Origin of the sequence: Streptomyces sp. NBC_00287 (assembly GCF_036173105.1) — a bacterium.
In the GTDB taxonomy this organism is placed as follows: Bacteria; Actinomycetota; Actinomycetes; order Streptomycetales; family Streptomycetaceae; genus Streptomyces.
In genome coordinates this window covers 9,122,442-9,144,128 of sequence record NZ_CP108053.1, presented here as the reverse complement: position 1 = coordinate 9,144,128, position 21,687 = coordinate 9,122,442, and the positions used below count along the sequence as shown (strand labels likewise).

Below are 21,687 nucleotides of genomic sequence, written 5' to 3'. Positions count from 1 at the left end.
GCCGGGCCCCGGCTCACCGCACCGGGAAGCCGAAGGAGTAGCCCTGGTCCTTGAGCCAGGGCAGGATCCGGCGCAGGGCCTCCACGGTCTGGGAGCGGTCGCCTCCCGCGTCGTGGAAGAGGAGCGTCGGCCCATTGGGCAGCTCCCGCTCGACGGTGGCGACGATGGCGTCCGCGCCCGGCTGCTCGAAGTCCTTGGTGTCCACGTTCCAGCCCAGCGGACGCATACCCCGGGAGGCGGCAAGCGTACGGCTGTAGGGGGTGAAGGCCCCGCCCGGCGCCCGGTAGTACATCGGCCGTACGCCCCCGGACGCTTCGGTGATCATGCGCTCGGCGTCGAGTATCTGCTCCGACTGGTAGGACTTGGGCTGTCTGTCCATGGTGGTGTCGTGCGACACGGAGTGGTTGCACAGCCGGTGCCCGGCGGCGACCACCTGCTTCACGAGATCCGGGTGGGCCTGCGCCTGCGTGCCGACCACACAGAAGGTGGCCTTGACCCCGTACTCCCGCAGCACGTCGAGGACTTGAGGAGTCCAGACGGGGTCGGGTCCGTCGTCGATGGTGATGTTGACGCCGCGTGCGCCCTTGTCCGAGGCGTGCGCGATGGTCACCGCGACCGGCTTGACGTCACCGCCCGGCGTGGCCGACGCACTCGGCTTCGGCGACGAGCCGCCCACGGCACCGGCCTGCGCGGCCCACACCGAGGCCCCGGTGGCGAGCACCGTCACCCCGAGCGCCGCCCCGATCAGCTTGCCGTACCAGCCCCGCCCAGCACCGTGCCGCGCCATGTCCGCCCCGCTTTCCCGTAGTTCCCATCGATCCCGAACTGCCTCACGATCACCTGGCAGGACGAGAAACGGCGGCCGGAGGATCCGTCCGTTGCAGATCACGGACAATTCCGGGAGAGATCCCGGACAACTCACGTGGCTATCCACGCACCGCGCTCTTCTGCTGCCACTGGCTCCACGAGAGATTCCACGCGCCGAAGCCGTTCCCGGCCTCGACCACGCCCTTGGTGTCCTTGCCGGTGATCTCGAACGGGTCACCCGGCCGCACCTGCCGGTAGAACCAGGCCGCGTTCGCGTCGCTCATGCCTATGCAGCCGGAACTCTGGTTGGAGTTGCCGAAGTAGCGGGCGTTCCACGGGGCGGCGTGCGCGTACATGCCCGACCAGGTCAGCCGCATCGAGTAGTCGACCATCTTGTCGTAGGCGTCACCCAGGCCCACGGTCTCGGAGTTCATGTTGATCGTGCCTTCCTTGGCCATGAGCACGGCGGTTCCGCGCCAGGAGCGCTTGTCACCGCCGGGCGTGCCGCCGGAGACCGGTATGCGCCGGACCGTCTCGCCGTCGCGCACGAGGGTGAGTTGATGGCTGTCGAGGTCGACCTTGACGATCTGCTGGGCGCCGATGGTGAAGGTGGTCGTGTAGTCGCGTACGAACCAGCCGCCGTCCGCGCCCGAATCGGTGCCGTTCAGCTCGGCGTTCAGCGTGACCTTGGTTCCGGGCTTCCAGTACGTCCTGGGCCGCCAGTCCACCCGGTCGCGGCCCGACCAGTCGCGTATCCAGCCCCAGGAGCCCTCGGTGTCGTTCGAGGTGGTGATCCTGAGCTGCTTCTCGACCTCGGCCTTGTTCTTCACCGGATGGTCGAAGACCAGGGAGATGGGCTGGGCGATGCCGACGGTGGCGTCGGCGCCGGGTCGCCAGTCGACCTTGTTGACCTTGTCGGCCGGAGCCGTGGTGAAGGCGGCCTTGGTGGTCTTGGCCGTTCCGCCCGCGGTCCGGGCCTGCGCCGTCACCGTGTACGCCGCGCCGGGTACGGCCTTGCGGTCGGAGACCCATGAGCGGCCGTCGGCGGCGACCTTGCCGGCGAGCCGGTGGCCCTCGCCGTCGGTGACGGTCACCAAGGTGAGTGTGCCGCCCGCGGCCGTGACCCGCACGGGCTCGCCGGCCGCGGCCTGTTCTCCCTTGGGCGTGACGGTGACCGTGACCGGGCGGTCGTCGGCACTCTCCTTGGTGTCCGGGGCGGCGCTTGGGGAGCCGCTCGACGAGCAGGCGGCGGCGAGCGGTGCGAGTAGGGCGGCCACGACGGCGGCCCGGACGCGGGCAGGGGCGAGTACACGGGTGCGCGACAACAGGACCTCCGGGAAGGGCGACAAGGTGGTGGATGTCGTGACTGTAGAGCCGCAAAACCCGAGGTCAGCCGCCGTGGAGCAATGTGACGACGACTGGTGAGAAACGGTCATGGTCCGGTCACATTCGCCGGACGGAGCGGTCATGGACCGCTGTGAGCCTGCTGTATGTCCCCGCGACGGACCGGGGAGAAGGAGAGGCTCAGACTGTGTCAGCGCTGCTCGTTCCGCCCAGCCGCGTGCCCCAGGCACGGAACCGGGGCTTTGCCCTGCGCCCCATCACCCCGGAGACCTACCGCGCCTTCCTCGCGTCCCCCGACGGCGCGGCCCTCGGCGCCGGTTTCCTGCAATGCCCCTCCTGGGCCGAGGTCAAGGAGGGCTGGCGGGCCCAACTGCTCGGCTGGGGGCCGGATCCGGAGGCGGGCGAGCTGACGGGCGTGGCCCTGGTGCTGCTGCGGCACTTCCCGGGCACCCGCAAGTACTTCGCCTACCTCCCCGAAGGGCCCGTCGCCGACTGGAGCGACCCCGACATCGACGGCTGGCTCGGTCCTCTGCTGGAACACCTGCGCCGCGCGGGCGCCTTCGCCGTGCGCATCGGCCCGTCACCCGCCTACCGGCGCTGGGACGCCGCCCGGCTCAAGCCGCTCACCGGACCGGGCCGGCACCTCGGCGATGTCCTCGCCACTGAGGTCGACCCGCTCGGCACCGCCGTCGCAGAGCGGCTGCGGGCCCGGGGCTGGCGCCGCTGCGGTGGAGACGGCAACGGACAGGACGGGGACGCCCAGCCCCGGCACGTCTTCCACGTACCGCTCGCCGGACGCACCCCTCAAGACCTGTGGGCCGGGCTCAACCAGGAGTGGCGGCGCAATGTGCGCCGCGCCCAGAAGGAAGGCGTGGAGGTCGTGGTGGGCAGCGCCGCCCAACTCCCCGAGTTCTACCGGCTGCTCGGCATCACCGAGCGCCGCGACGGTTTTCGGCTCGGCCGCTCGCTCGCCTACTACGAGCGTCAGTACGCGGCGCTCAACGCCGAGGAACCGGGCCGGATGAAGCTGTACCTCGCCCGGCACCGAGGCGAGATCCTGGCCGCCCACACGATGATCACGGTGGGCCGCCGGGCCTGGTACCAGACCGGCGCCTCCGCCGACCACCGCCGCGAGGTCCGGCCCTCCAACGCCCTGCAGTGGCGGATGCTGCAGGACGCCCACGCCCTCGGCGCCGACGTCTACGACATGCGCGGGGTACCCTCCACCCTTGATCCACACGAACGTGCGTACGGACTGCTGCGGTGGAAGCTCGGCACCGGAGGACAGGTCGTCGAGACGTTGGGGGAATGGGAGAGACCGTTGGGCGGCAGCGCCAACCACACGCTTTACCGCGCCTTCCAGGCGTACCTGAACCGCCGATGACCCAGACGACGTCGGTGACACCTACGACGCCCAAGGCGACGCCGGTCTCCGCGGCGCGCGGCAGTGCCGTCATGGCCGCCGGATCCATCGTCTCCCGGGCCACCGGTTTCGCCCGGTCCGCCGTGGTCGCGGCGGCGCTGGGCACGATCGGGCCGACCGCCGACGGCTACGCGGTCGGCAACGCCCTGCCCACCATCGTCTACATGCTGCTCCTCGGCGGCGCGTTGAACGCCGTCTTCGTGCCCGAGCTGGTCAAGGCCGCCAAGGAGCACGACGACGGGGGCGCCGCGTACACCGACCGGCTCGTCACCGTCTGCGTCGTCGCCCTGCTGGCGATCACCGCGACCGCCGTATGGGCGGCGTCCGCGATCATCGACGCGTACACCGACTACACCGGCGAACAGGCCGCCATGACCACCGCGTTCGCCCGCTACTGCCTGCCGCAGATCTTCTTCCTCGGCCTGTTCACGCTGCTCGGGCAGGTGCTCAACGCACGGGGCCGGTTCGGCGCGATGATGTGGGCGCCGGTCCTGAACAACGTCGTCGTCATGGCCGTCTTCGGTCTGTACCTCGCCCTGGCCATGGGCGGTGGAGACACCCTCACCGCGACCGAGATCGCGGTGCTCGGCTGGGGCACGACCGCCGGTATCGCCGTCCAGGCGCTCGCCCTCGTCCCCGCGCTGCGCTCGGCCCGCTTCCGCTGGCGGCCCCGCTTCGACTGGCGCGGCAGCGGACTGACCCGCCCGCTGCGCTCGGCCGGCTGGCTGGTGCTGCTGGTCCTGGCCAACCAGGCCGCCTACTGGGTCACCACCCGGCTGGCCACGACCGCGGGCCTCGACGGCGGCCCCGGATACGGCGCGTACAACAACGCCTATGCCCTGTGGGTCGTACCGCACGGCATCATCACGGTCTCCGTGGTGACCGCGCTGATGCCCCGGATGAGCGCGGCCGCCGCCGACGGGGACACCGCCGCCGTGCGGCGCGACGTCTCCCACGCCCTGCGCGTCAGCGCCGCCGCCGTCGTACCCGCCGCCTGCGCGCTGTTCGCCCTCGCCCAGCCGGTGATGGCCCTCGTCTTCGGATACGGCAAAACCAGCGCCGCCGACACGGCCGCCATGGCCGGGATCCTGATGGCCTTCGCGCCGGGACTTCTCGCCCTGTCGGGCCAGTACGTCCTCTCCCGCGCCTTCTACGCGCTCTCCGACACCCGTACGCCGTTCCTGCTCAACCTGGTGATCGTCACCCTCAACGCAGGGCTGTCCGTGGCCGCCGCACACCTGCTGCCGGCTCGCTGGGCGGTGACGGGCATGGCGGCGGCGTACTCCCTGGCGCTGTGCGCGGGCTGGGCACTGACCGCCCGGGTGTTGAGCCGCCGGCTCGCTGTCGTACGCCCCCTGCGGTCCTCCGCCGTCGGCGCGCACGCGCGGCTGCTGCTCGCCGCCGTCCCGGCCACCGCGCTGAGCCACCTCGCGGCCTGGGCCGCCGCACCGGCGGGGGCCCTGGCCGCCGCAACCGCCGGCGCGGCCGTCGTCGTCCTCGCCTTCGCCCTGCTCGCCCGTCCACTGCGCCTCGCCGAACTCGACGCGCTGCTCTCCGGCATACGCCGCAGACTGACCCGGACCTGATGACCACCGAGGGAGAACCGCCGATGTCCCGCGTGCTCCTCATCGAGGACGACCCTTCCGTACGCGAGGGGGTCGAAATCGGTCTGCGCCGCCGCGGCCACGAGGTACGAGCGGCCGCGACCGGCGAGACCGGTCTCGCCGCGCTGGCCGAATTCCGCCCCGATTTGCTGCTGCTGGACCTGATGCTGCCCGGGATGAACGGCGTACAGGTCTGCCGGCAGGTCCGCGAGCACAGCCAACTGCCGATCATCATGCTCACCGCACGCGGCGACGACTTCGACGTGGTCGTCGGCCTGGAAGCCGGTGCCGACGACTACATCGTCAAGCCCGCCCGCCCCGAGGTGATCGAGGCCCGGATCCGTGCCGTACTGCGCCGCCTGGACGACAGCCCCGGCCGCCCGGCCATCGAGGTCTACGGCCAACTCACCATCGACCGGGTCGGACTGACCGTCACCAAAGCCGGCCGGCGGCTCACGCTCGCTCCCTCGGAGCTCAAGCTCTTGCTGTATCTCTCCGCCGCCCCTGCGCAGGTGTTCAGCAGGCAGCAACTGCTGGAGCGCGTCTGGGAGCACAGCTTCCACGCCGACGCCCGGCTGGTCGACGCCTGCATCGCACGCCTGCGCGGCAAGATCGAGGACGAGGCCGGCAGCCCCCGCTACGTCCAGACACTGCGGGGCTTCGGCTACCGCTTCGGGCCGCTGTGATCACGACCCCTCGTCCCCGTCGGGTCAGAGCGTTCGGGCTGCGTACGCGGCTGTTGCTCGCCTTCCTGCTGGTGGCCGCGGTCAGCGCCGGCACGACGGCCGCGCTGACCTACCGCGAGGCCCGCAACGCGCTGCTGGAGACCGCCCAGGACACGGCGGTCACGTCGTTCCGTGACCAGGTCCAGCAAACGGGCTTCGGACTGCCCATGCAGGGCGGGGAGGGCCTGGAGGAAATCCTGCGTGACATCGCCCGCAAGGGCAAACCGCACCCCTGGGTGGTGTTCGCCGAGTACGGCTCGCTGCGCGCCTCCTCGGGCGAGAACCCCGTCTCCACCGTCATCACACCCGAACTGCGCCGCACCGCGCGGGCCAACCCCCACGGCAGCTTCGAGCGGGTCGTCAAGGACGGCGTTCCCTACCTGACCATCGCCATGCCCATGGTCTTCAAAGCGAGCCCGGACAGCTTGCTGCCCAGCGGACTCGTCCTGTACGCCGTCATGCCGATGACCGACGAGCAGATCAACGTCGACGCCCTCCTCATGGCCGCCCGGGACGGCGCCCTGCCCGGCCTCGCCATCGCACTGATACCCGGCCTGATCGCCGCGCGCAGCGTGCTGCGCCCGGTGCGGGAACTGCGCCACGCGGCCCGGAACATGGGCAGCGGCAGACTCGACACCCGGATCCGGGTGCGCGGCAGCGACGAACTGGCCGACCTGGCACGCACCTTCAACGAGTCGGCGGGCCAACTGGAGCGCTCCGTACGGGAACTGCGCGAAGCCGGGGAACGCGCCCGCCGCTTCGCCTCCGACGTCTCGCACGAACTGCGCACCCCCCTCGCCGGGATGCTCGCCGTCACCGAGGTCCTCGACGAGGACGCGGATCGCCTGGACGCCGACACCGCCCGGGCGGTACGGCTGGTCAGCGCAGAGACCGGAAAACTCGCCGTGCTCGTCGAGGACCTGATGGAGATCTCCCGCTTCGACGCACGCGCGGCCGACCTCAACACCGACGAGGTCGACGTCGCCGAGGCGATCCGCAAAACCCTGCAGAACCGGCACTGGACCGATGGCAGGGTCCGCGTCGACCTGCCCGGCGGCATCCGGGCCCAGCTCGACCCGCGCCGCTTCGACCTCGTGATCGCCAACCTCGTCGGCAACGCCCTGCGGCACGGCGGCACGCCCGTCGCAGTACGCCTGCGCACCGCGGCCCGCCCCGAGGGCCCACTCGTGTTGATCACCGAGGTCACGGACAGCGGCCCCGGCATCCGGCCCGAGGTGCTTCCGCACATCTTCGACCGCTTCTACAAGGCCGACGCGGCCCGCACCCGTTCGACGGGCAGCGGCCTGGGGCTGGCGATCACCCTGGAGAACGTGAAGCTGCACGGCGGAACGATCCGCGCGGGGAACCTGCCCGGGGGCGGCGCCGTCTTCACCGTCGAGATACCGCTCCACGCGGAGGAGGCCGGGGGATGAGGCGTGCGCGCAAGCGCCGACGTGCGGCGGCCGCCGCACTCGCGGCGGCCGTACCGCTGCTCGGTGGCTGCGGTATCCCGGAGACGGACGTCATCGAGGCGGGTGGTCCCGCCAGCTTCCAGGCCTTCCTCAACCGCGACTACGACATGCTGCTCTTCTTCCGCTCCCCCGACGGAGGGCTGAGCCCCGTGATCCGTACGACCGGGCCCTCAAGTGTGTTCGGCAACGGATACGTCGAGTCGGGCTCCGCAGGCGACACTGCTGGACCGGTGCCGACGGAGAAGGTCGTCTCCGCATTGCTCAGCGGACCCCGGGAGGAAGACCGGGCCGTCGGCCTCGACACCGCCCTTCCCCCCGCCCGCCGCGGCACCGTCGAGGTCGAGGCCCTCCCGGGCGGCAGGGTAACGACCCGCCTGCCCCTGGCCCTGGCGGGCCTCGACAGCACCGCCCTGCGCCAGCTGACCTGCACGATCGCCTACAGCCAGGACGCCGACGGCCAAGTCGTCGTGGAGCTGACCGGACTGGACGGGGCAAGGAGTTCCGGCACATGTGGACTCGCCCCCGGCAGCGCACAGAACACACCCGCAGTGACCAAGCCCCCGCTGCGGCCCACACCGTCCCCTACGAGTGGCTGACAGCCCGTCATGAGGGGCTGACTCACGAGTACTTCGTGGTGACGCCTCGGGTCTCGTCCCCCTTCCGGGTCAGGCCAGGCCGAACCGCTCCGCATGCACCTGCCGCGCGGGGACCTGCAAGTCGCGCAGGCCGGAGAGCACGGCCGCGGTCATGGCGGGCGGGCCGCAGACGTACACGTCACGTTCGGTGATGTCAGGGACCAGCTGGTGCAGGACGCTCGGCCCGAACGGCGGGACACCGTGCTCTCCAGTCCGGCCGGCGAGCAAGTGCAGCCGTCCGCCCTGTTGCGCAACCAGGTGGCGCACCTCGTTCAGCAGTACGGCGTCGGCCTCGCTGCGCACCCGGTACAGCACGACGACATCGCCGGTCGACTGCTCCTCCAGCATGGCCCGCACCGGCGTGATTCCCACGCCGCCGGCGATCAGCAGAGCGCCGGGCCGACTCCGGTGCAACGACGTAAAGGCCCCGTACGGCCCTTCGACGAAGGCGCGGCTGCCGGCCGGGACGTTGTGCAGGCCGGCGCTGCTGGCACCCACCGCCTTCGCCGTCAGACGCAGCCCCTGTCCGCCCGGCGCCGCCGACAGGGAGAAGGGATTGGCGATCCACCAGTGGTGGTGCCCGGGAAACCGCCAGATGCAGAACTGGCCTGCCCGGGCAGGGAACTTGTCCAGGTGCCGTCCACTCACGTACACGGAGACCACGTTCAGCGACTCCGGCACCACGGCCACAACACGGAACTGGTGGTAGGCGTTGCGCCACAGCGGCAGGGCGAGACGCCCGGCCAGCAGCGCACCGAACGCGAACAGCCACAGGCACCACCAGTAGGCCGTGGCGAACGCGGAGGACGTGAACGTCGTCGTCTCCTGCAACTGGTGGACGAACGCCAGCCCCAGGGCCACGTAGAGCAGCAGGTGCAGACCGTGCCACACCTCGTACTGCAGCCGACGTCGTACCCACCGGGTGGACGTCACGGCGATCACGACGATGACGGCCGCGGCGAGCATGCCCAGCAGGGAGGCCGGGACACCGCTCAAGGCGACGAAGGTCTTCCCCATGGACGTGTCGTCGAGTGTCGCGTAGCCGAGCACCACCAAAGTGGCGTGGGTAAGGACGGTCCACAGCAGAGAAAACCCCACCCAGCGATGCCACACCGTGAGCCGGTCCATCCCGATGCGACGGTCCAACCACGGCAGCCGGGCCACCAACAGCAGTTGAAACAGGATCAGCAGGGCCGCGTGCAGTCCGAAGAACTTCGCGACCGTGAGCACCTCGTTCTTGCCCTCACCGGCACTGAGGAACAACGCCTCGACAACCGCCACGTTGACGAGGACAAACGTCCACATCACCCAGCGCGCGGCATCCACCGGAAGCAGACTGCCAGTGCGCACCGTGCTACTCGCCGCCATCATGGTCGCCCCCCATCCCCCGGGCCGCACGACTCACGACCCGTGTGCACAAACCCCATGAAGACCGAGAAATCCGGCCGAATGCGAACCTCGATCGGGTAAGGATACGGCGCGCCGGCCCGATCCGTTCATGCCGGAACGGCCTGTCTGAGTGCAATGGGGCGTTCGACGGCTTTCACAGCCGCCGGGCGCGCAGCACCCCGGTCAGCATCGGGAGAGTGAACTCGCCGCGGGCGGTCTCCGGTCGGCTCGCGAGGAATGTACGGATCCGTCCGAGCGTGGCCTGCTGTGCCTGTTCGGGCATGACCAGCATCCCCGCGCGCGTCGCGAGGGTCGCGACGAGAGAGTCGGCGGTGCGGCGCTGCCCGTGCGGGAACTCTGCCTGCTCCGGTGACCCGAACCGGGCGGCGACGCCGGTCTTCGGCAGGTGCATGTCGGCCGTCTCGGCCCGCCAGCTCGCAGGCGTGTCACGCGGGCCGATGGCCGCGCTCCCGCTGACCCGCGCGAGCCCGGCAACCCACTCGACCTGGTCGTCCATCAGGTTCCACAGGCCGGCCAGAATGCCGCCGGGCGCGAGGACCCTGGCGATCTCGGGTCCCGCGACGGCCATATCGAACCAATGCATGGCGTTGCCCGCCAGCACGGCATCGACGGAGGCGTCCGGCAGCGGGATCGCCTCGGCACTGCCCGACAGGGCACGGACACCCGGCAGCGAGCGGCGCAGCTCGGTCAGCATGGCCAAGTCGGGCTCGACCGAGAACACTTCGGCACCCAGCGCGACCAGCGTGGCGGTCAGCTTGCCGGTTCCGGCGCCGAGGTCGAGTACGCGCGGGCCGGGCGCGTCTGTGAGCGCCCAATGCACCGCGGCCTGCGCGTAGTCCGGTCGGTGCGCGGCGTAGGCGACCGCTGCCGCACCGAACGACGAGGCGTGGAGCGCCAGTTCATTCCGGTCCACCCGGTCACCATATCTGCGCCGAACGTGGTCGGCGGGCAATCCCGAATCTATGGAGAACCCATCCATTCTCCGGCTCAGCCCTTGGCTTCAGAGGAACTGCTCGGGGTCAGGCAGCAGCCCCTGCCCGGGCTTTGCGGGCGAGCAGGTGAACCTCCTGGAACTGCCGCCGGTCAGTGGGCTCAGGCTCGCGAACCATCCGGGCCACCTCGGCCAACCCGGACGTGCGCAGCATCGCGGCGAGGTGATCCGGCGACCACCGATAGGCCGGCGCGACGGTGTGATCGAAGACCTGTGTCGGGTGAGACGGACCATCGCTGGCGGAAAAGCCGATCAGGAGGTGGCCGCCAGGTGCCAGCACACGGTGGAACTCGCCCAGGATGACGGGGAGTTCTTGCGGTGGAGTATGGATGACGGACCACCGTGAGAGTACGCCGCACAGCACACCGTCAGCGATGTCCAACGCCGCCATCGAGCCCACCTCGAACCGCAGGCCCGGGTAGGCCTGCCGAGCCAACTTGATCATCGCGGGCGAGGCATCAACACCACACGCCGACAGCCCGAGCCCGTCCAGATAGGCGGTGACATGACCCGGCCCGCAACCCAGGTCCGCGACCGGCCCACCACCACTCGCACGAACGACCTCGGCGAAGACGCCCAACATCGCACGGTCCAGGGGCCTGTCACGCAGATCGCCGCGGAACAGCTGCGCGTAGGTGGGCGCAACAGCGTCGTAGGCTTCGCGGGTGGCACCGAAGGCATCATGTCCGACCATGCCCGCGACAGTAGTCTTCTCGGCAGCGTGACGGATGCGGTGTGTGACGGGTGCGGGTGCCCCGCTCGCGGCCTAGTTCTGCGGTGCCAGGCTGCGTAGGACGCAGAACTCGTTGCCCTCAGGGTCTGCCATGACCACCCAGTTTCGGTCTGAGCCCTGGCCCACATCCGTCTTGGAGGCGCCGAGGCCGAGCAATCTGGTCACTTCGTCCTCGGTGCTGCTGTCGATCGGGCTGACGTCGAGGTGAAGCCGGTTCTTCACGGTCTTGCCCTCGGGGACCTGGATGAACAGCAGGGTGGGCGGCATCTGGCGGGCCCGAACATCCTCGACGGTCGGCACCCAGGAGCCGATCTCGACCTTGCCCTCGCTCCGTTCGATCACCTTGAAGTCCAGGACCTCGCACCAGAAGGCCGCGAGCCTCTCCGGATCGTGGCAGTCAACGGCCAACTCCAGGAACCTACTTGTCACGACTCTCCCAGATAGTGCGGGACTTCAGACGGGCTTGACCCGGCATCAGATACACGTTCACCAGTATCACCTACACCGGCGTGCTCAATATGAGCCGGGCCACTGCCTGGACGGTACCCGGCTGACTCAACTCGCCCGCGACAAATGGAGTGGAAGGCGCCCTTCGGGCAGGCGAGGATCTCTCTATTCGCCGACGAAAGGGCAGCCATGGGCGGCAGTTCCCCGAGAGAACTCATCTCCCTCGCTGATGACGAGGGGAACAGCGTCGCGGTCAATGTCCTGGGACGCAATCCCCGGTGGACCGCTGGACTCGACGCTGAGATCGTCGTGAAGACGCCCTTCGTGTCCGGCCGTATCGATCTCGCCTTGTACGTCGCGCGGCTGGACGGCTGGGCCCGCGCGTTGGACAGGCTGGACGCCGGCGAGGAGGTGGCCTGGATGCAGATGAGCAGCGGGCCGTCCGTCTTCATCCAGCTCACCGGCGACCGTGGCTGCCCGGAGGTGGTTGTGGAGGACGAGTCCGGGTCCATGGTCACTGTGCGGGTCCCGCTCGTCCCGCCGGACAACTGGATTGCCGACCACCGTCGGCGTCTGCGCCTGGTGATGGATCACTGGGTGCCGATGCTGTCAACCGAGCAACGCCGGTGACCCACACGGTTACCTGGACGCCCCGCCGGTGCGGGTGAAGGTGCCGAGCCCATTGGTGTCCAGGTATTCCACGGTGAAGGATTTCTGGTCCGGGGTGAAGGTGACTCCGGTGAGGCCGACGGCGTTCTCGCCGGCGGTCGGGAAACTGAACGTGTCGCCGTCGTAGTGCGTGAGACGGTACGTCTGCGGCTTCGGCCCCAGACGGAGCGTCAGGGCCCCGTCCTCGTCGGCAACGACCTGGGCCCGCCCGTAATAGTCGCTCTCGAACGTCCCCGTGTAAGTGTCGGCGGCCTTCGCGGGCGCGGCGTCGGACGGCGGGTGGGCGTAGTCGGTCTTCGACCGGCCCGCATCCTCCTGCTGCTGGTACAACGCATCCACGAGGGGGATCCAGTCGCGACTGATCTCGCCCGTCTGCGCGATGTCGAAGAAGTCCAGAGCGACGGCGTCAGCGACGCCGACCGGTGAGGTGTTGCTGAGGACGACGATGCCGAGTTGCTCGCCGGGCAGCATGGTGACGTTGGTGTGCGCGCCGAGCGCGAATGCTCCTGTGTGGGAGAGCCTGAGCCGGCCCTCGTCGTCGTAACTCACGTTCCAGCCCAGGCCGTAGAAGCCGGTCCGGGCGGCCGGGGCATGGGGCGGATTGGCAATCGACTCGGGCCAGTGGGTGCGCTGCAGCGCCTCTGCGTCGATGATCTGCTTGCCGTCGAGCTTGCCGTCGGCAAGCTGAAGCTGCAGCCAGACCGCCATGTCCCGGGCGGTGGAGCTGACGCCGCCGGCCGGCGACTGCGCGTCCGGGTCCCGCACGAACTCGGCCTTCCAGGTGTCGCCTTCGGTCTTGACGTGCCCCCAGGCCCGGTTGGCGGCGTTCGCGTAGTCCTCGAAGAGTGAGCTGGTGGAGTCCATGCCGGCCGGCTTGTAGAGGGTGTCGGCGGCGAGCTTCTCCCAGGACACGCCCTTGGCGTCGGCGACGGCCTGGGCGGCTGCTGTCAGACCGAAGTTGGTGTAGGCGTAGCTGGCACGGAACGGCGCGAGAGGCTCGTAGCGCAGGTGGGACAAGATGTACGCGCGGTTGTAGCCGAGGTCTTCGAGGAGGTCCCCGGCGTGATCGGGCAGGCCGCTGCGGTGCGAGAAGAGGTCGGCGACCGTCACATGGGAGGTGACCCACTGATCCTTGAGGCGGAAGTCCGGCACGTTCGGGGCGACGGGCTTGGTCCAGCCTTCGACGCCCACGGCTCCGGAGACGACGGTCGAGGCGATCGGCTTCGAGAGGGAGGCGAGCTGGAATACGGTGTCGGCGTCGACGGCGCCCTCCTCGCCCGCCTTGCGGACGCCGTACCCCTTCAGGTGCAGCACCTTGCCGTCGTGGACTACGGCGACGGCCACGCCCGGCGCACCGGTGCGCTTCATGGCCGACTCCACCACCCCGTCCAGCCGGTCGACGGCCCGCTGCACATCCGCGTCGTCGAGCTGGGGCGGCGGTTGGGGCGGGGGCGGGGAAGGCCCCGGCGCGGTGACGCCCAGCAGCGCCGTCAGCCCGGCCGCAGCAACCCATGCGAACCTGCTCACTCCTCCATTGAAAGTCCCGCGACGAGGTCTGTCGCGCCCAGCCGGACCCACCCGGAACACTGGGCCGACGGTGACGGGCCGGGGTGGAAGTGGCGCAGCGGCGCTACAGCACCCGCTCGGCGACGATCTCGCCGTCAACGACCTCGCCGGTGACCCGGAAGCCGAGCCGCGCATAGAACGGTTCCGGCCCGCCGTCGCCCGGCTGCCAGGACACCCACAGTCGGCGCTGGCCGCGGCTCCGGGCCTCGGCACACACCGCCTCCACCGCGAAGCTGCCGTACCCCTTCCGCTGCCGATCTGCGGCAATGTTGAGCCGCCACAGATAGCACCGGTACGGCTCCACCTCGTGCGCCGGGTCGAAGCCGGCCATCACGAACCCGACGACCTGCTCGCCGTCGCAGATCACCCGGGGCCAGGCGACCTCCCCATACGCATACGCCTCAGCAAGCGACGTCACGACCGGATCGACGAAGCGGTCCTGATCGGACCGCACTCGCACACGGCACACCGCAGCGACATTCTCCGGCGTCACCTTTGCCAGAAACAGGGATGAACTCACGAATCGGCGCTCCTCGGACAACCGGCGAGCACCCACACTTAGCACCAAACCACCGGCCCCGGCCACGAGTTATCCCCTTCCTGGCCGGGGCCCGTCATCACCGCTGCCGCGCTGTGCCCAGCTCGTCGGTGAACCGGGCGAGGGCGTCCTCGGCCGTGGGGACCGGGCCGAACAGCTGCTCCTGCCGCCGGGGGTCGGCGACGTAACGGCCGCTGTCGAATCAGGCGAACATCGCGACCATGTCCTTGACCAAGGGCATGAAGCGGCCGAGGAGGGCTCCTGCGGCGCGGGCGACGACGGAAGGGACGGCCCACACCTTGATCTTCTTTCCGGCCCGGCTGCCCATCAGGTGGGCCACCTCGCGCATGCTGACCGGACGGTCCCAGCCGATGTCGATGCGCTCGCCGTCGTCGGCCTCGGCATCTACGGCGGCCGCCAGGTACGCCGCGAGATCGGAGGTGTGGACGAAGGTCAGCGGGACGCTGGTCTTGCCCACCCACATCAGGCGGCCCCTGTCGACCGGGTCACCCGCCATGCTCGCGATCTGGTCGACGAACGCCCCCGGGCGCAGCGCGACGAACGGGACGCCGAGCTGTTCGAGCTTGTCCTCGGCGACCTTCTTGTGCCAGAAGTGCGGGACTTGGGGCGTCTGGTCGCTGGTGAGGATGCTGGTCAGGACGAACCGCCGGATGCCTGCGCGGTGGGCGGCCTCGGCGAGGTTGGCGTTGCCGACGGTGTCGATGTCGTACGCGTTCTTGCCGCCGCGGGTGTAGCCGGCGGCGGTGGTGATGACGGCATCGGCGCCGTTCATGGCGGCGACGAGTGAGTCGAGGTCGAGCATGTCGCCGCGGGCGATCTCGACACCCCGGCTTTTGAGCCTGCTCGCGTCGGTGGTCGGCCGGACCAGGGCACGGACCTCCTTACCGCGCCCCAGCAGTTCGTCGACGACCTTGCCCCCGAGGGAGCCGGTCGCGCCCACAACAAGGACGGGGAGGGTGGTGCTCATGGGAGGCTCACTTTCCATCAGGTCAGGTCAGTGGTGGGGGGATTGGGCAGGCAGGGCAGTGGTGGCCGCGGACGTGGGCGCCGTCGGACCGGGCAACTCAGGGGGCGGGCCTGTGGTGGGCGCATCCCCGGCGCGTCGGCACGCAGCAGCCCGCCGACGTCGACGGGGCGCGCACGCGGGTGGTGCGGCCGTCCTCGATGTGCAGTCGGCAGGCAGTGGGGAAGGGGCCACTGTCCGCGCAGGGGTGCCCGCGTGTCTCCTCCGGAACTTCTCCATGCGTCGTATGGCGTACGCGGACCGGGAGTGCACAGCAGGGAGTTACGCGGACTCTTCCTGCGGAAGAGCGGGGCTGTTGATCGCGTCGGCGATGGCGTAGGCGGTGCGGACGAAGGACTCTGCTTGCTGCGCCGACAGGTTCCGCGCGGAGGTCTCCTCCAGGGCCTGCCACATGGCTGCGATGGGTTCGCGCATGGCACGGCCCTTGTCGGTGAGGTGGACGACCATGACGCGCCGGTCGTGTTCGGCCGGCTCGCGGACGAGCAGGCCGGCGTCCTGCATGCGGCGCAGCGACTTGGAGACGGTGGAGTGGTCCAGGCCGACGCTTTCGAGCAGCTCGGACTGAGTCTGGCCGTCCCGGTCGAGGAGTTGCATCAGCAGCAGTTCCTGTCCGGGATGCAGGTCCATCCCCCGGAGCATGGCGGCGGCGCGGGCGCGGTGAGCGCGGGCGAGCTGGAAGATCGCGTAGCTCATCGGTCCCTCGCTCGCCGTGGAGGGGGTGCGGGGTGTGGGGGCGGCCATGGTTGGTTCCTCAGACGGTGTGGGTGGGGCAGTCGGTGTAGCCGGCCGCTCCGCCGCCGTAGAAGGTCGCCGGGTCGGGGGTGTTCAGCGGCGCGTCAGAGCGTAGCCGCTCGACCAGGTCCGGGTTGGCGAGCGCGAGGGCGCCGACGGAGACGAGATCGGCCGCGCCGTGGTCGATGTCCTTGGCGCGGGTGGGCAGGTCGGTACCGGCCCGGTTGAGGATCAGCGTGGTCGGCCACAGCGCGCGCAGGATGCCCAGCAGCGCGTCGTCGCCCGCGTGCATCACGTGGAGGTAGGCGAGGCCGAGCGGGCTGAGGGCGCGCAGGAGAGCCGGATACAGCTCGGCAGTGTCGGACTCGGCGATGTCGTTGTAGGGGTTGCCGGGAGAGATGCGCAGGCCGGTACGGTCGGCGCCGATCTCGTCGGCCACGGCAGCGGCGACCTCGACGGCGAAGCGGATGCGGCCCTCGAGGGAACCGCCGTAGCGGTCGGTGCGCTGGTTGGTGTTGTCGGACAGGAACTGGTGCACCAGGTAGCCGTTGGCTGCGTGGATCTCCACGCCGTCGGCGCCTGCCGCGACGGCAGCCGCTGCGGCGCGGCGGAAGTCGTCGACGGTTGCCGCGACTTCGTGTGTGGACAGGGCGCGGGGCGTGGGCATCTCCTGGGGCCCGGACGCGGTGAACATCTGGCCCTGCGGCCGGATCGCCGAAGGGGCGACCGGCTGGCGCCCGTGCGGGGTGTTGTCGGGGTGGGCGATGCGTCCGGTGTGCATCAGCTGGATGACGATCCGTCCGTCGGCCGCGTGCACGGCGTCGGTGACCTTGCGCCACCCGGCGATCTGCTCGTCATTGTGGATGCCGGGGGTGAGGAGGTAGCCCTGGCCGTCGGCATTGGGCTGGGTTCCCTCGGTGATGATGAGCGCGTGCGAGGCACGCTGAGCGTAGTACTCGGCGTTCAGCTCGGTCGGTACGCCTTCAGGTGTGGAGCGGTCACGGGTCATGGGGGCCATGACCAGGCGGTGCGGGAGGGAGATGTCACCGACGGTGATCGGCGTCCACAGGGAGTTCAGCATGAGTGGGTCCTAAGGTGCGGTAATGAACAGGTGGTCATCGGGACAGCGGCGGATGGTGCAGTGGCGGGCGTGATCAGTCGAGGGTGAGGACGAGCTTGCCCCGGACGTGCCCGGCGTCGCTGACCTGCTGGGCCGTGGCGGCCTGGTCGAGCGGGTAGGCGGTGACGGTGGTGACGACCTTGCCGGTCGCGGCGTCCTGGGCCAGAGCGGCCAGGCGGGCGGTCGAGCGTTCCTGGGGACCGTTGGCGAAGGTGATGCCGAGCTGGTGCGCGCGGAAGTCGGCGATGGTGACGATGCGCTCGGTGCCGCCCCGCAGGGTGATGGAGTCCTCAAGGGCTCCCTTCCCGGCCAGGTCGAACACCGCGTCCACGCCCTCGGGGACGAGCGCCCGGACCCGCTCGACCAGGCCCTCGCCGTAGAGGGTGGCGGTGGCGCCGAGCGAGGCGAGGTACTCCTGGTTCGCGGGGCCGGCGGTGCCGATGACACGCGCCCCGCGGGCCGTGGCGAGCTGGACCGCCAGGGTGCCGACGGATCCGGCCGCGCCGTGCATCAGCACGGTCTCCCCGGCGACGACCCCGAGCAGGTTCAGGACCCGCTCGGCCGTCTCGCCCGCCACCGGCAGCGCGACCGCGTGGCTCCAGTCGAGGCCGGCGGGCTTGGGGGCCACGGTGGTGGCCAGCGCGTACTCGGCGTACGAGCCGGTGTCCGACCAGCCCAGCACCTCGTCCCCCACCTGCACGTCGCTCACGCCCTCGCCCAGGGCGTCCACCACGCCGGCGAGCTCGTGACCGGGGACGGAGGGCAGCGGCGTGGGGAACACGGCCTCCAGTGCCCCGGAGCGGATCTTGCCGTCCAGGGCGTTCAGCCCGGCCGCCTTGACGCGGACGCGGACCTGGCCGGGGCCGGGCTGCGGGACCTCGATGTCCGCCTCGCGCAGCACGTCCGTGCCGCCGAATCGGTCGAACAGGATGGCTTTCATGACGACTCCTCTCGTGCCGCCACCCATTTAGGTGGCTGGACACATAATTAACCTAACAGCAAACATGTGGCTAGCCAAGTATTTCCTGCCGCTCGTGCTGCACAAGATCGGTCGGGGTCGCGTCGGCGGTCTCGGGGCGACGGTCGAGGCGGCAGGTGCCCGGCGGAGCAGACCTTGCGTCACGTCGCCCGGAAGCCGGACGACCGGGCCGACCCTTGCGGTCCACGGTCCCCTTTTGATCCAGAGCCCGGACCAACTTGGGGTTTACCGCCGGGCAGCCTCCAGCTCCGCACCCCTCTCCTCCAGCCGCGCCAACAGCTCGGTGTTCGGTCGTTCCAGGAGGGAGACGCCCTGGTGCACAGCGGCCGTTGCCGCAGGCAGGGCGAGGTGCGGCGGACCGGGAGCCGACGTCATTGTTACGGTCACGGGATGGAGAGCTGGGACCAGGGGGGCGTACGCGCTCGGATACGGGAGATGGCGTCACAGGACCCGAGGCGGGAGCGCTTCGGGTCGGACACGCACCGGTACGAATTGGCGCCTGTAGTGCCGGAGGCCGAGATTCGGGCGTTCGAGGCAACCCACGGCATCGATCTGCCGGCCGAGTACCGGTCCTTCGTCGCGCAGGTAGGCGACGGCCCCGCCGGTCCCGGTTACGGGTTGATGCCCTTGGCCGTCCCCCGCACGAAGGCCCGCGAGGAGTGGGCCGTGGACGACGAGTGGGAAGAAGACCGCCTTTCGGGCAGGCTCGCCGAGCCGTTCGTCCTCACCGAACCCCTGCCCAGCCCGATTGACGCACCAGGCGATGAACTGACCCGGGGCACGCTCATGTTGGCCGAAGAGGGCTGCGGCATCTACATCCGGCTGATCCTCAACGGCCCGCGGGCGGGCGAGGTCTGGCGGATGGATCCGGACTGGGGCGGTTTCGTTCAAGTGAGCCCCGGTTTTCGCACTTGGTACACCGAGTGGCTGCAGCGCCCGTGAAGACGCCTGCCGCCGTGCGGACCGACCCGTCGACCGTCGATGAGCCACATGAGTAAGTGACCCAGGCCCCTCAAAATTGGATGGCACCCGCCATCCAATTCGCTGCAGAAGCCGCCCGCGCGCCGCTGGCCAGCCGCGGCCGGGGCTGCGCGCCGGGCGGCCGGATCCCCTGGTCCGGCTCATGGTCGCCTGATCGCGGCCGCAGGCCCTGTCCGCACGGGGTGCTCGCGGACAGGGCGGACTCCCGGTTCGCCTGTGCCGGGGACGCCTCCGGCGCTAGCTCACGACGACCCGGTCGCCCTGCGAAGTCGCACCCGTGGCAATGGTGTTGGCGGTGAACCGCCAGCGCCAGGTGCCGGTGGTGTTCGCGGTGACCGTGGTGCGCAGCTTGCCTGCGCTGTCGGTGGTGACCGTTTTTACAGTCTTGAAGGTGTCGGTGCCGGACTTGCGGAACTGGAGGGCCACGAGCTTGCCCGCGTAGTCGTCCCAGACGTTGGTGTCCCAGTTGGCCCGCCGGAGCCAGCCCGTGACGGTGAGTTTGTCGCCATTGTCGACCGGCTCGGGCGTGGCCTGGGCGTTCTCCAGCTTGGCGTGCCGCTTGACGCTGAGCGGTGCGCCCGGCGACAGGTGGTGCGAGTCGCCGTCGGCGGCCACGGCCTTGGCCTTGAAGTGCCAGGCGCCCGCCGAACTGTTCCGCAGGTCCTGCGCGTCCGTGCCGTCCGGCGAGAGCGGGAAGCTGTAGACGCACTGCACGGTGGTCGCGCTCTGCTCGGTGCACTCGTTGCGGGTGGGACGGATGACCAGCCCGTCGGGGCCCACCACCTTGGGGCCGATGACACTGTCGATCCCGGAGTCGTCCATGGCTGTCAGCGTGACGCTGACCGATGCCCCGAGCGTGGCGCCGACGCCCGTGGTCGCCTTGCCGAAGGTGATGGACGTGATGCGGGTGTCTCCCACGGTCGTGTCGGCGTGGGCCGCGGGCGCCACTGCGGCAAGGACGACCAGGGGGGCGACGGTGACGACCACGGTGTAATGCCTGCGCATGGTTCTCCCAGCACGAGGGGCCGGATCATGGTCCGGATGTGGGGAAGACCCGCGAGGACGCCACCGAGTTGTACGGATCATTCATTCCGAAACCGAACCCCCAACTCCGGCAGACGGAGACGAGGCGGGACCATCACTGAGGGGCGCCGGCCAGGGCGTACGTCATCGAGTCCGGGTGTGCACTCCGTAAGGCACCCACATGGCCTCGGTGCGGTAATACGCGCAGGGCGCAAGGAGGAGGGTCCACCAGGGTGTCCCCACGATCGGTGAGGGAGGAGCGGATCGTGGCCGGCTGGTTGAGCTCTTGGCCGAACGGACTACAGACCAGATCCGGTGTTCCCCGTCCGTGAGCACCATGGCCTTCCGTGCGCGTCCTGCGCGAGATGCCCAACTCGCCCACACCGGCGGCCGTGCCGCCCCACACGTGAAGGAACATCATGACGACCTCGACCCAGGCGTACTGGGAGCCACTGTGGGCCCAAGGCCGCCGCTACCGCCAGATCACCGACGCCGAAACCAGACTGCTGGCCGAGCATCTCGATCCTGGCCGCGGCCGGCCGGCCCTCGACATCGGCACCGGCGCCGGTGACCTCGCCCGCCACCTCCACCACCGTCTCGGCTACCACACCACCGGAATCGACTGCGCCCCCAGCGCCATCACCCTCGCCGCCCAGGACACCAACCCCGCCCCCGGCCCGGCATGGCAGTGCATGGACTTCGCCACCGACGACCTCGGCAAGCTGCCCGATCCGCCATACGCGGTCATCACCTGCCGACTCGTCTACCGGTGGATGGACGACAAGCCGGCCTTCCTCAACCGCGTCCGTAGTGTTCTCGCACCCGGCGGGACGTTCTGGGTCGTCACTGAGATCGCCGGCCACCGCGCCGAATCCGACCCACGCACGAATCTCGGCATCACTCAAGCCGAAATCGAGATGCTCACCGTGGGCTGGTCTGTTGTCCGTACGGCCGATCTCGACGTGCTCCGCTGCTACGCCCTACGCCCCTGAAAGTTGGGGCATCCGTGGCCGTATGACGCTGCAATCGTGATCCGACAAGACTCGCCCGCTCTCCAACCGGCTTCACATATTCCGATATAGGCATATGATGGCTGCCGTGGCACGAGCAGCGACGACGTCGGACGCGTTCAATGCGATCGCCGAGCCGCAGCGCCGGGACATCCTCGCGCTGCTGCGGGCGGGTGAGCGGCCGGTGACCGACCTGGCCCAGGAGCTGGGGATGAGCCAGCCACGGGCGTCCAAGCACCTGCGGGTGCTTCGGGAAGTGGGGCTGGTGCGGGTCCGCGGGGTGGGCAAGCAGCGCCTCTACGGCCTGGACGCCCGCGGGCTGCGGCCGGTCCACGAGTGGGTCGGCGGATTCGAGCGGTTCTGGAACGAGAGTTTCGACCGGCTGGACACCTACGTGCAGGACCTCAAGCAGACACGGCAGGAGGAATGACCG

The 21,687-nt window shown here is 70.0% G+C and carries 23 protein-coding genes; 9 read left to right on the top strand and 14 right to left on the bottom strand.

Annotated features, from left to right (window positions below; genetic code table 11):
* Positions 1–13: 13 nt before the first annotated feature.
* A complete protein-coding gene (locus OHT76_RS41575; protein WP_328876070.1) occupies positions 14–787 on the bottom strand; it encodes a polysaccharide deacetylase family protein in 774 nt (257 codons plus the stop codon).
* Positions 788–926: 139 nt separating this feature from the next.
* Positions 927–2,132, bottom strand: a complete 1,206-nt coding sequence (locus OHT76_RS41570) for a L,D-transpeptidase (RefSeq protein WP_328876069.1) — start codon at positions 2,130–2,132, stop codon at positions 927–929.
* A 206-nt stretch (positions 2,133–2,338) separates the two neighbouring features.
* Here OHT76_RS41570 and OHT76_RS41565 point away from each other — a divergent pair, with 206 nt between their 5' ends.
* Genes OHT76_RS41565 through OHT76_RS41545 form a run of 5 tightly spaced genes read left to right on the top strand, consistent with a single transcriptional unit; the run spans position 2,339 to position 7,971 of the window.
* Positions 2,339–3,535, top strand: a complete 1,197-nt coding sequence (locus OHT76_RS41565) for a lipid II:glycine glycyltransferase FemX (RefSeq protein ID WP_328876068.1) — start codon at positions 2,339–2,341, stop codon at positions 3,533–3,535.
* Positions 3,532–5,160, top strand: coding sequence for a murein biosynthesis integral membrane protein MurJ (gene murJ, locus OHT76_RS41560; protein WP_328876067.1), 1,629 nt, complete (start codon positions 3,532–3,534; stop codon positions 5,158–5,160). The genes OHT76_RS41565 and murJ overlap by 4 nt, the downstream gene beginning before the upstream one ends.
* A gap of 23 nt (positions 5,161–5,183) precedes the next feature.
* Positions 5,184–5,864 carry a response regulator transcription factor gene (locus OHT76_RS41555; protein ID WP_328876066.1) on the top strand — a complete coding sequence of 227 codons (681 nt, stop codon included), beginning with the start codon at positions 5,184–5,186 and terminating at the stop codon, positions 5,862–5,864.
* Entirely contained in the window at positions 5,861–7,336 is a 1,476-nt protein-coding gene (locus OHT76_RS41550) for a HAMP domain-containing sensor histidine kinase (RefSeq protein WP_328876065.1), read from the top strand. The genes OHT76_RS41555 and OHT76_RS41550 overlap by 4 nt, the downstream gene beginning before the upstream one ends.
* The gene (locus OHT76_RS41545) at positions 7,333–7,971 is read left to right on the top strand and encodes a hypothetical protein (protein ID WP_328876064.1); all 639 of its coding nucleotides are present in this window, start codon (positions 7,333–7,335) and stop codon (positions 7,969–7,971) included. The genes OHT76_RS41550 and OHT76_RS41545 overlap by 4 nt, the downstream gene beginning before the upstream one ends.
* Positions 7,972–8,040: 69 nt before the next feature.
* On the opposite strand, the gene OHT76_RS41540 is transcribed toward OHT76_RS41545, so the two are convergent.
* From OHT76_RS41540 to OHT76_RS41525, 4 genes are all read right to left on the bottom strand, one after another.
* Entirely contained in the window at positions 8,041–9,381 is a 1,341-nt protein-coding gene (locus OHT76_RS41540) for a ferredoxin reductase family protein (protein WP_443049891.1), read from the bottom strand.
* A gap of 172 nt (positions 9,382–9,553) precedes the next feature.
* On the bottom strand, positions 9,554–10,333 hold the full coding sequence (locus OHT76_RS41535) for a class I SAM-dependent methyltransferase (RefSeq protein WP_328876062.1): 780 nt from the start codon (positions 10,331–10,333) through the stop codon (positions 9,554–9,556).
* A 106-nt stretch (positions 10,334–10,439) separates the two neighbouring features.
* On the bottom strand, positions 10,440–11,105 hold the full coding sequence (locus OHT76_RS41530; protein ID WP_328876061.1) for a class I SAM-dependent methyltransferase: 666 nt from the start codon (positions 11,103–11,105) through the stop codon (positions 10,440–10,442).
* Positions 11,106–11,177: 72 nt separating this feature from the next.
* Positions 11,178–11,573: a VOC family protein gene (locus OHT76_RS41525; protein WP_328876060.1), complete on the bottom strand. Its 396-nt coding sequence runs from the start codon at positions 11,571–11,573 to the stop codon at positions 11,178–11,180.
* Between the two features lie 207 nt (positions 11,574–11,780).
* Between OHT76_RS41525 and OHT76_RS41520 the strand changes: the two genes are divergently transcribed.
* Entirely contained in the window at positions 11,781–12,221 is a 441-nt protein-coding gene (locus OHT76_RS41520; RefSeq protein WP_328876059.1) for a DUF5959 family protein, read from the top strand.
* A 9-nt stretch (positions 12,222–12,230) separates the two neighbouring features.
* Here OHT76_RS41520 and OHT76_RS41515 read toward each other — a convergent pair whose 3' ends face one another.
* The 7 genes from OHT76_RS41515 to OHT76_RS41485 form a co-directional block, all read right to left on the bottom strand.
* A complete protein-coding gene (locus tag OHT76_RS41515; protein ID WP_328876058.1) occupies positions 12,231–13,787 on the bottom strand; it encodes a serine hydrolase in 1,557 nt (518 codons plus the stop codon).
* A gap of 103 nt (positions 13,788–13,890) precedes the next feature.
* Entirely contained in the window at positions 13,891–14,280 is a 390-nt protein-coding gene (locus OHT76_RS41510; protein ID WP_328876057.1) for a GNAT family N-acetyltransferase, read from the bottom strand.
* 286 nt (positions 14,281–14,566) lie between these two features.
* A complete protein-coding gene (locus OHT76_RS41505; protein WP_328876056.1) occupies positions 14,567–15,352 on the bottom strand; it encodes an SDR family oxidoreductase in 786 nt (261 codons plus the stop codon).
* Positions 15,353–15,670: 318 nt separating this feature from the next.
* A complete protein-coding gene (locus OHT76_RS41500) occupies positions 15,671–16,150 on the bottom strand; it encodes a MarR family winged helix-turn-helix transcriptional regulator (RefSeq protein ID WP_328876055.1) in 480 nt (159 codons plus the stop codon).
* Between the two features lie 10 nt (positions 16,151–16,160).
* Positions 16,161–17,222: an alkene reductase gene (locus OHT76_RS41495; protein WP_328876054.1), complete on the bottom strand. Its 1,062-nt coding sequence runs from the start codon at positions 17,220–17,222 to the stop codon at positions 16,161–16,163.
* A gap of 73 nt (positions 17,223–17,295) precedes the next feature.
* Positions 17,296–18,201: an NADP-dependent oxidoreductase gene (locus tag OHT76_RS41490; protein WP_328876053.1), complete on the bottom strand. Its 906-nt coding sequence runs from the start codon at positions 18,199–18,201 to the stop codon at positions 17,296–17,298.
* 264 nt (positions 18,202–18,465) lie between these two features.
* Positions 18,466–18,615, bottom strand: coding sequence for a hypothetical protein (locus OHT76_RS41485; RefSeq protein WP_328876052.1), 150 nt, complete (start codon positions 18,613–18,615; stop codon positions 18,466–18,468).
* 129 nt (positions 18,616–18,744) lie between these two features.
* Between OHT76_RS41485 and OHT76_RS41480 the strand changes: the two genes are divergently transcribed.
* Positions 18,745–19,182 (top strand): SMI1/KNR4 family protein, encoded by a 438-nt coding sequence (locus OHT76_RS41480; protein WP_328876051.1) that lies wholly within the window; start codon positions 18,745–18,747, stop codon positions 19,180–19,182.
* 276 nt (positions 19,183–19,458) lie between these two features.
* On the opposite strand, the gene OHT76_RS41475 is transcribed toward OHT76_RS41480, so the two are convergent.
* Positions 19,459–20,226: a calcium-binding protein gene (locus OHT76_RS41475; protein WP_328876050.1), complete on the bottom strand. Its 768-nt coding sequence runs from the start codon at positions 20,224–20,226 to the stop codon at positions 19,459–19,461.
* Between the two features lie 437 nt (positions 20,227–20,663).
* Here OHT76_RS41475 and OHT76_RS41470 point away from each other — a divergent pair, with 437 nt between their 5' ends.
* Both OHT76_RS41470 and OHT76_RS41465 read left to right on the top strand, forming a co-directional pair.
* Entirely contained in the window at positions 20,664–21,236 is a 573-nt protein-coding gene (locus OHT76_RS41470) for a class I SAM-dependent methyltransferase (RefSeq protein WP_328876049.1), read from the top strand.
* A gap of 106 nt (positions 21,237–21,342) precedes the next feature.
* Positions 21,343–21,684: an ArsR/SmtB family transcription factor gene (locus OHT76_RS41465; protein ID WP_328876048.1), complete on the top strand. Its 342-nt coding sequence runs from the start codon at positions 21,343–21,345 to the stop codon at positions 21,682–21,684.
* The last annotated feature ends 3 nt before the right edge of the window (positions 21,685–21,687 follow it).

Bases quoted from the DNA above. Each gene is read 5' to 3' on its own strand.
- OHT76_RS41470 (WP_328876049.1), top strand. From the start codon at position 20,664: ATGACGACCTCGACCCAGGCGTACTGGGAGCCACTGTGGGCCCAAGGC.
- OHT76_RS41540 (WP_443049891.1), bottom strand. From the start codon at position 9,381: ATGATGGCGGCGAGTAGCACGGTGCGCACTGGCAGTCTGCTTCCGGTG.
- OHT76_RS41500 (WP_328876055.1), bottom strand. From the start codon at position 16,150: ATGGCCGCCCCCACACCCCGCACCCCCTCCACGGCGAGCGAGGGACCG.
- OHT76_RS41575 (WP_328876070.1), bottom strand. From the start codon at position 787: ATGGCGCGGCACGGTGCTGGGCGGGGCTGGTACGGCAAGCTGATCGGG.
- OHT76_RS41555 (WP_328876066.1), top strand. From the start codon at position 5,184: ATGTCCCGCGTGCTCCTCATCGAGGACGACCCTTCCGTACGCGAGGGG.
- OHT76_RS41490 (WP_328876053.1), bottom strand. From the start codon at position 18,201: ATGAAAGCCATCCTGTTCGACCGATTCGGCGGCACGGACGTGCTGCGC.
- OHT76_RS41475 (WP_328876050.1), bottom strand. From the start codon at position 20,226: ATGCGCAGGCATTACACCGTGGTCGTCACCGTCGCCCCCCTGGTCGTC.
- OHT76_RS41520 (WP_328876059.1), top strand. From the start codon at position 11,781: ATGGGCGGCAGTTCCCCGAGAGAACTCATCTCCCTCGCTGATGACGAG.
- OHT76_RS41495 (WP_328876054.1), bottom strand. From the start codon at position 17,222: ATGCTGAACTCCCTGTGGACGCCGATCACCGTCGGTGACATCTCCCTC.
- OHT76_RS41485 (WP_328876052.1), bottom strand. From the start codon at position 18,615: ATGACGTCGGCTCCCGGTCCGCCGCACCTCGCCCTGCCTGCGGCAACG.
- murJ (WP_328876067.1), top strand. From the start codon at position 3,532: ATGACCCAGACGACGTCGGTGACACCTACGACGCCCAAGGCGACGCCG.
- OHT76_RS41545 (WP_328876064.1), top strand. From the start codon at position 7,333: ATGAGGCGTGCGCGCAAGCGCCGACGTGCGGCGGCCGCCGCACTCGCG.
- OHT76_RS41530 (WP_328876061.1), bottom strand. From the start codon at position 11,105: ATGGTCGGACATGATGCCTTCGGTGCCACCCGCGAAGCCTACGACGCT.
- OHT76_RS41505 (WP_328876056.1), bottom strand. From the start codon at position 15,352: ATGAGCACCACCCTCCCCGTCCTTGTTGTGGGCGCGACCGGCTCCCTC.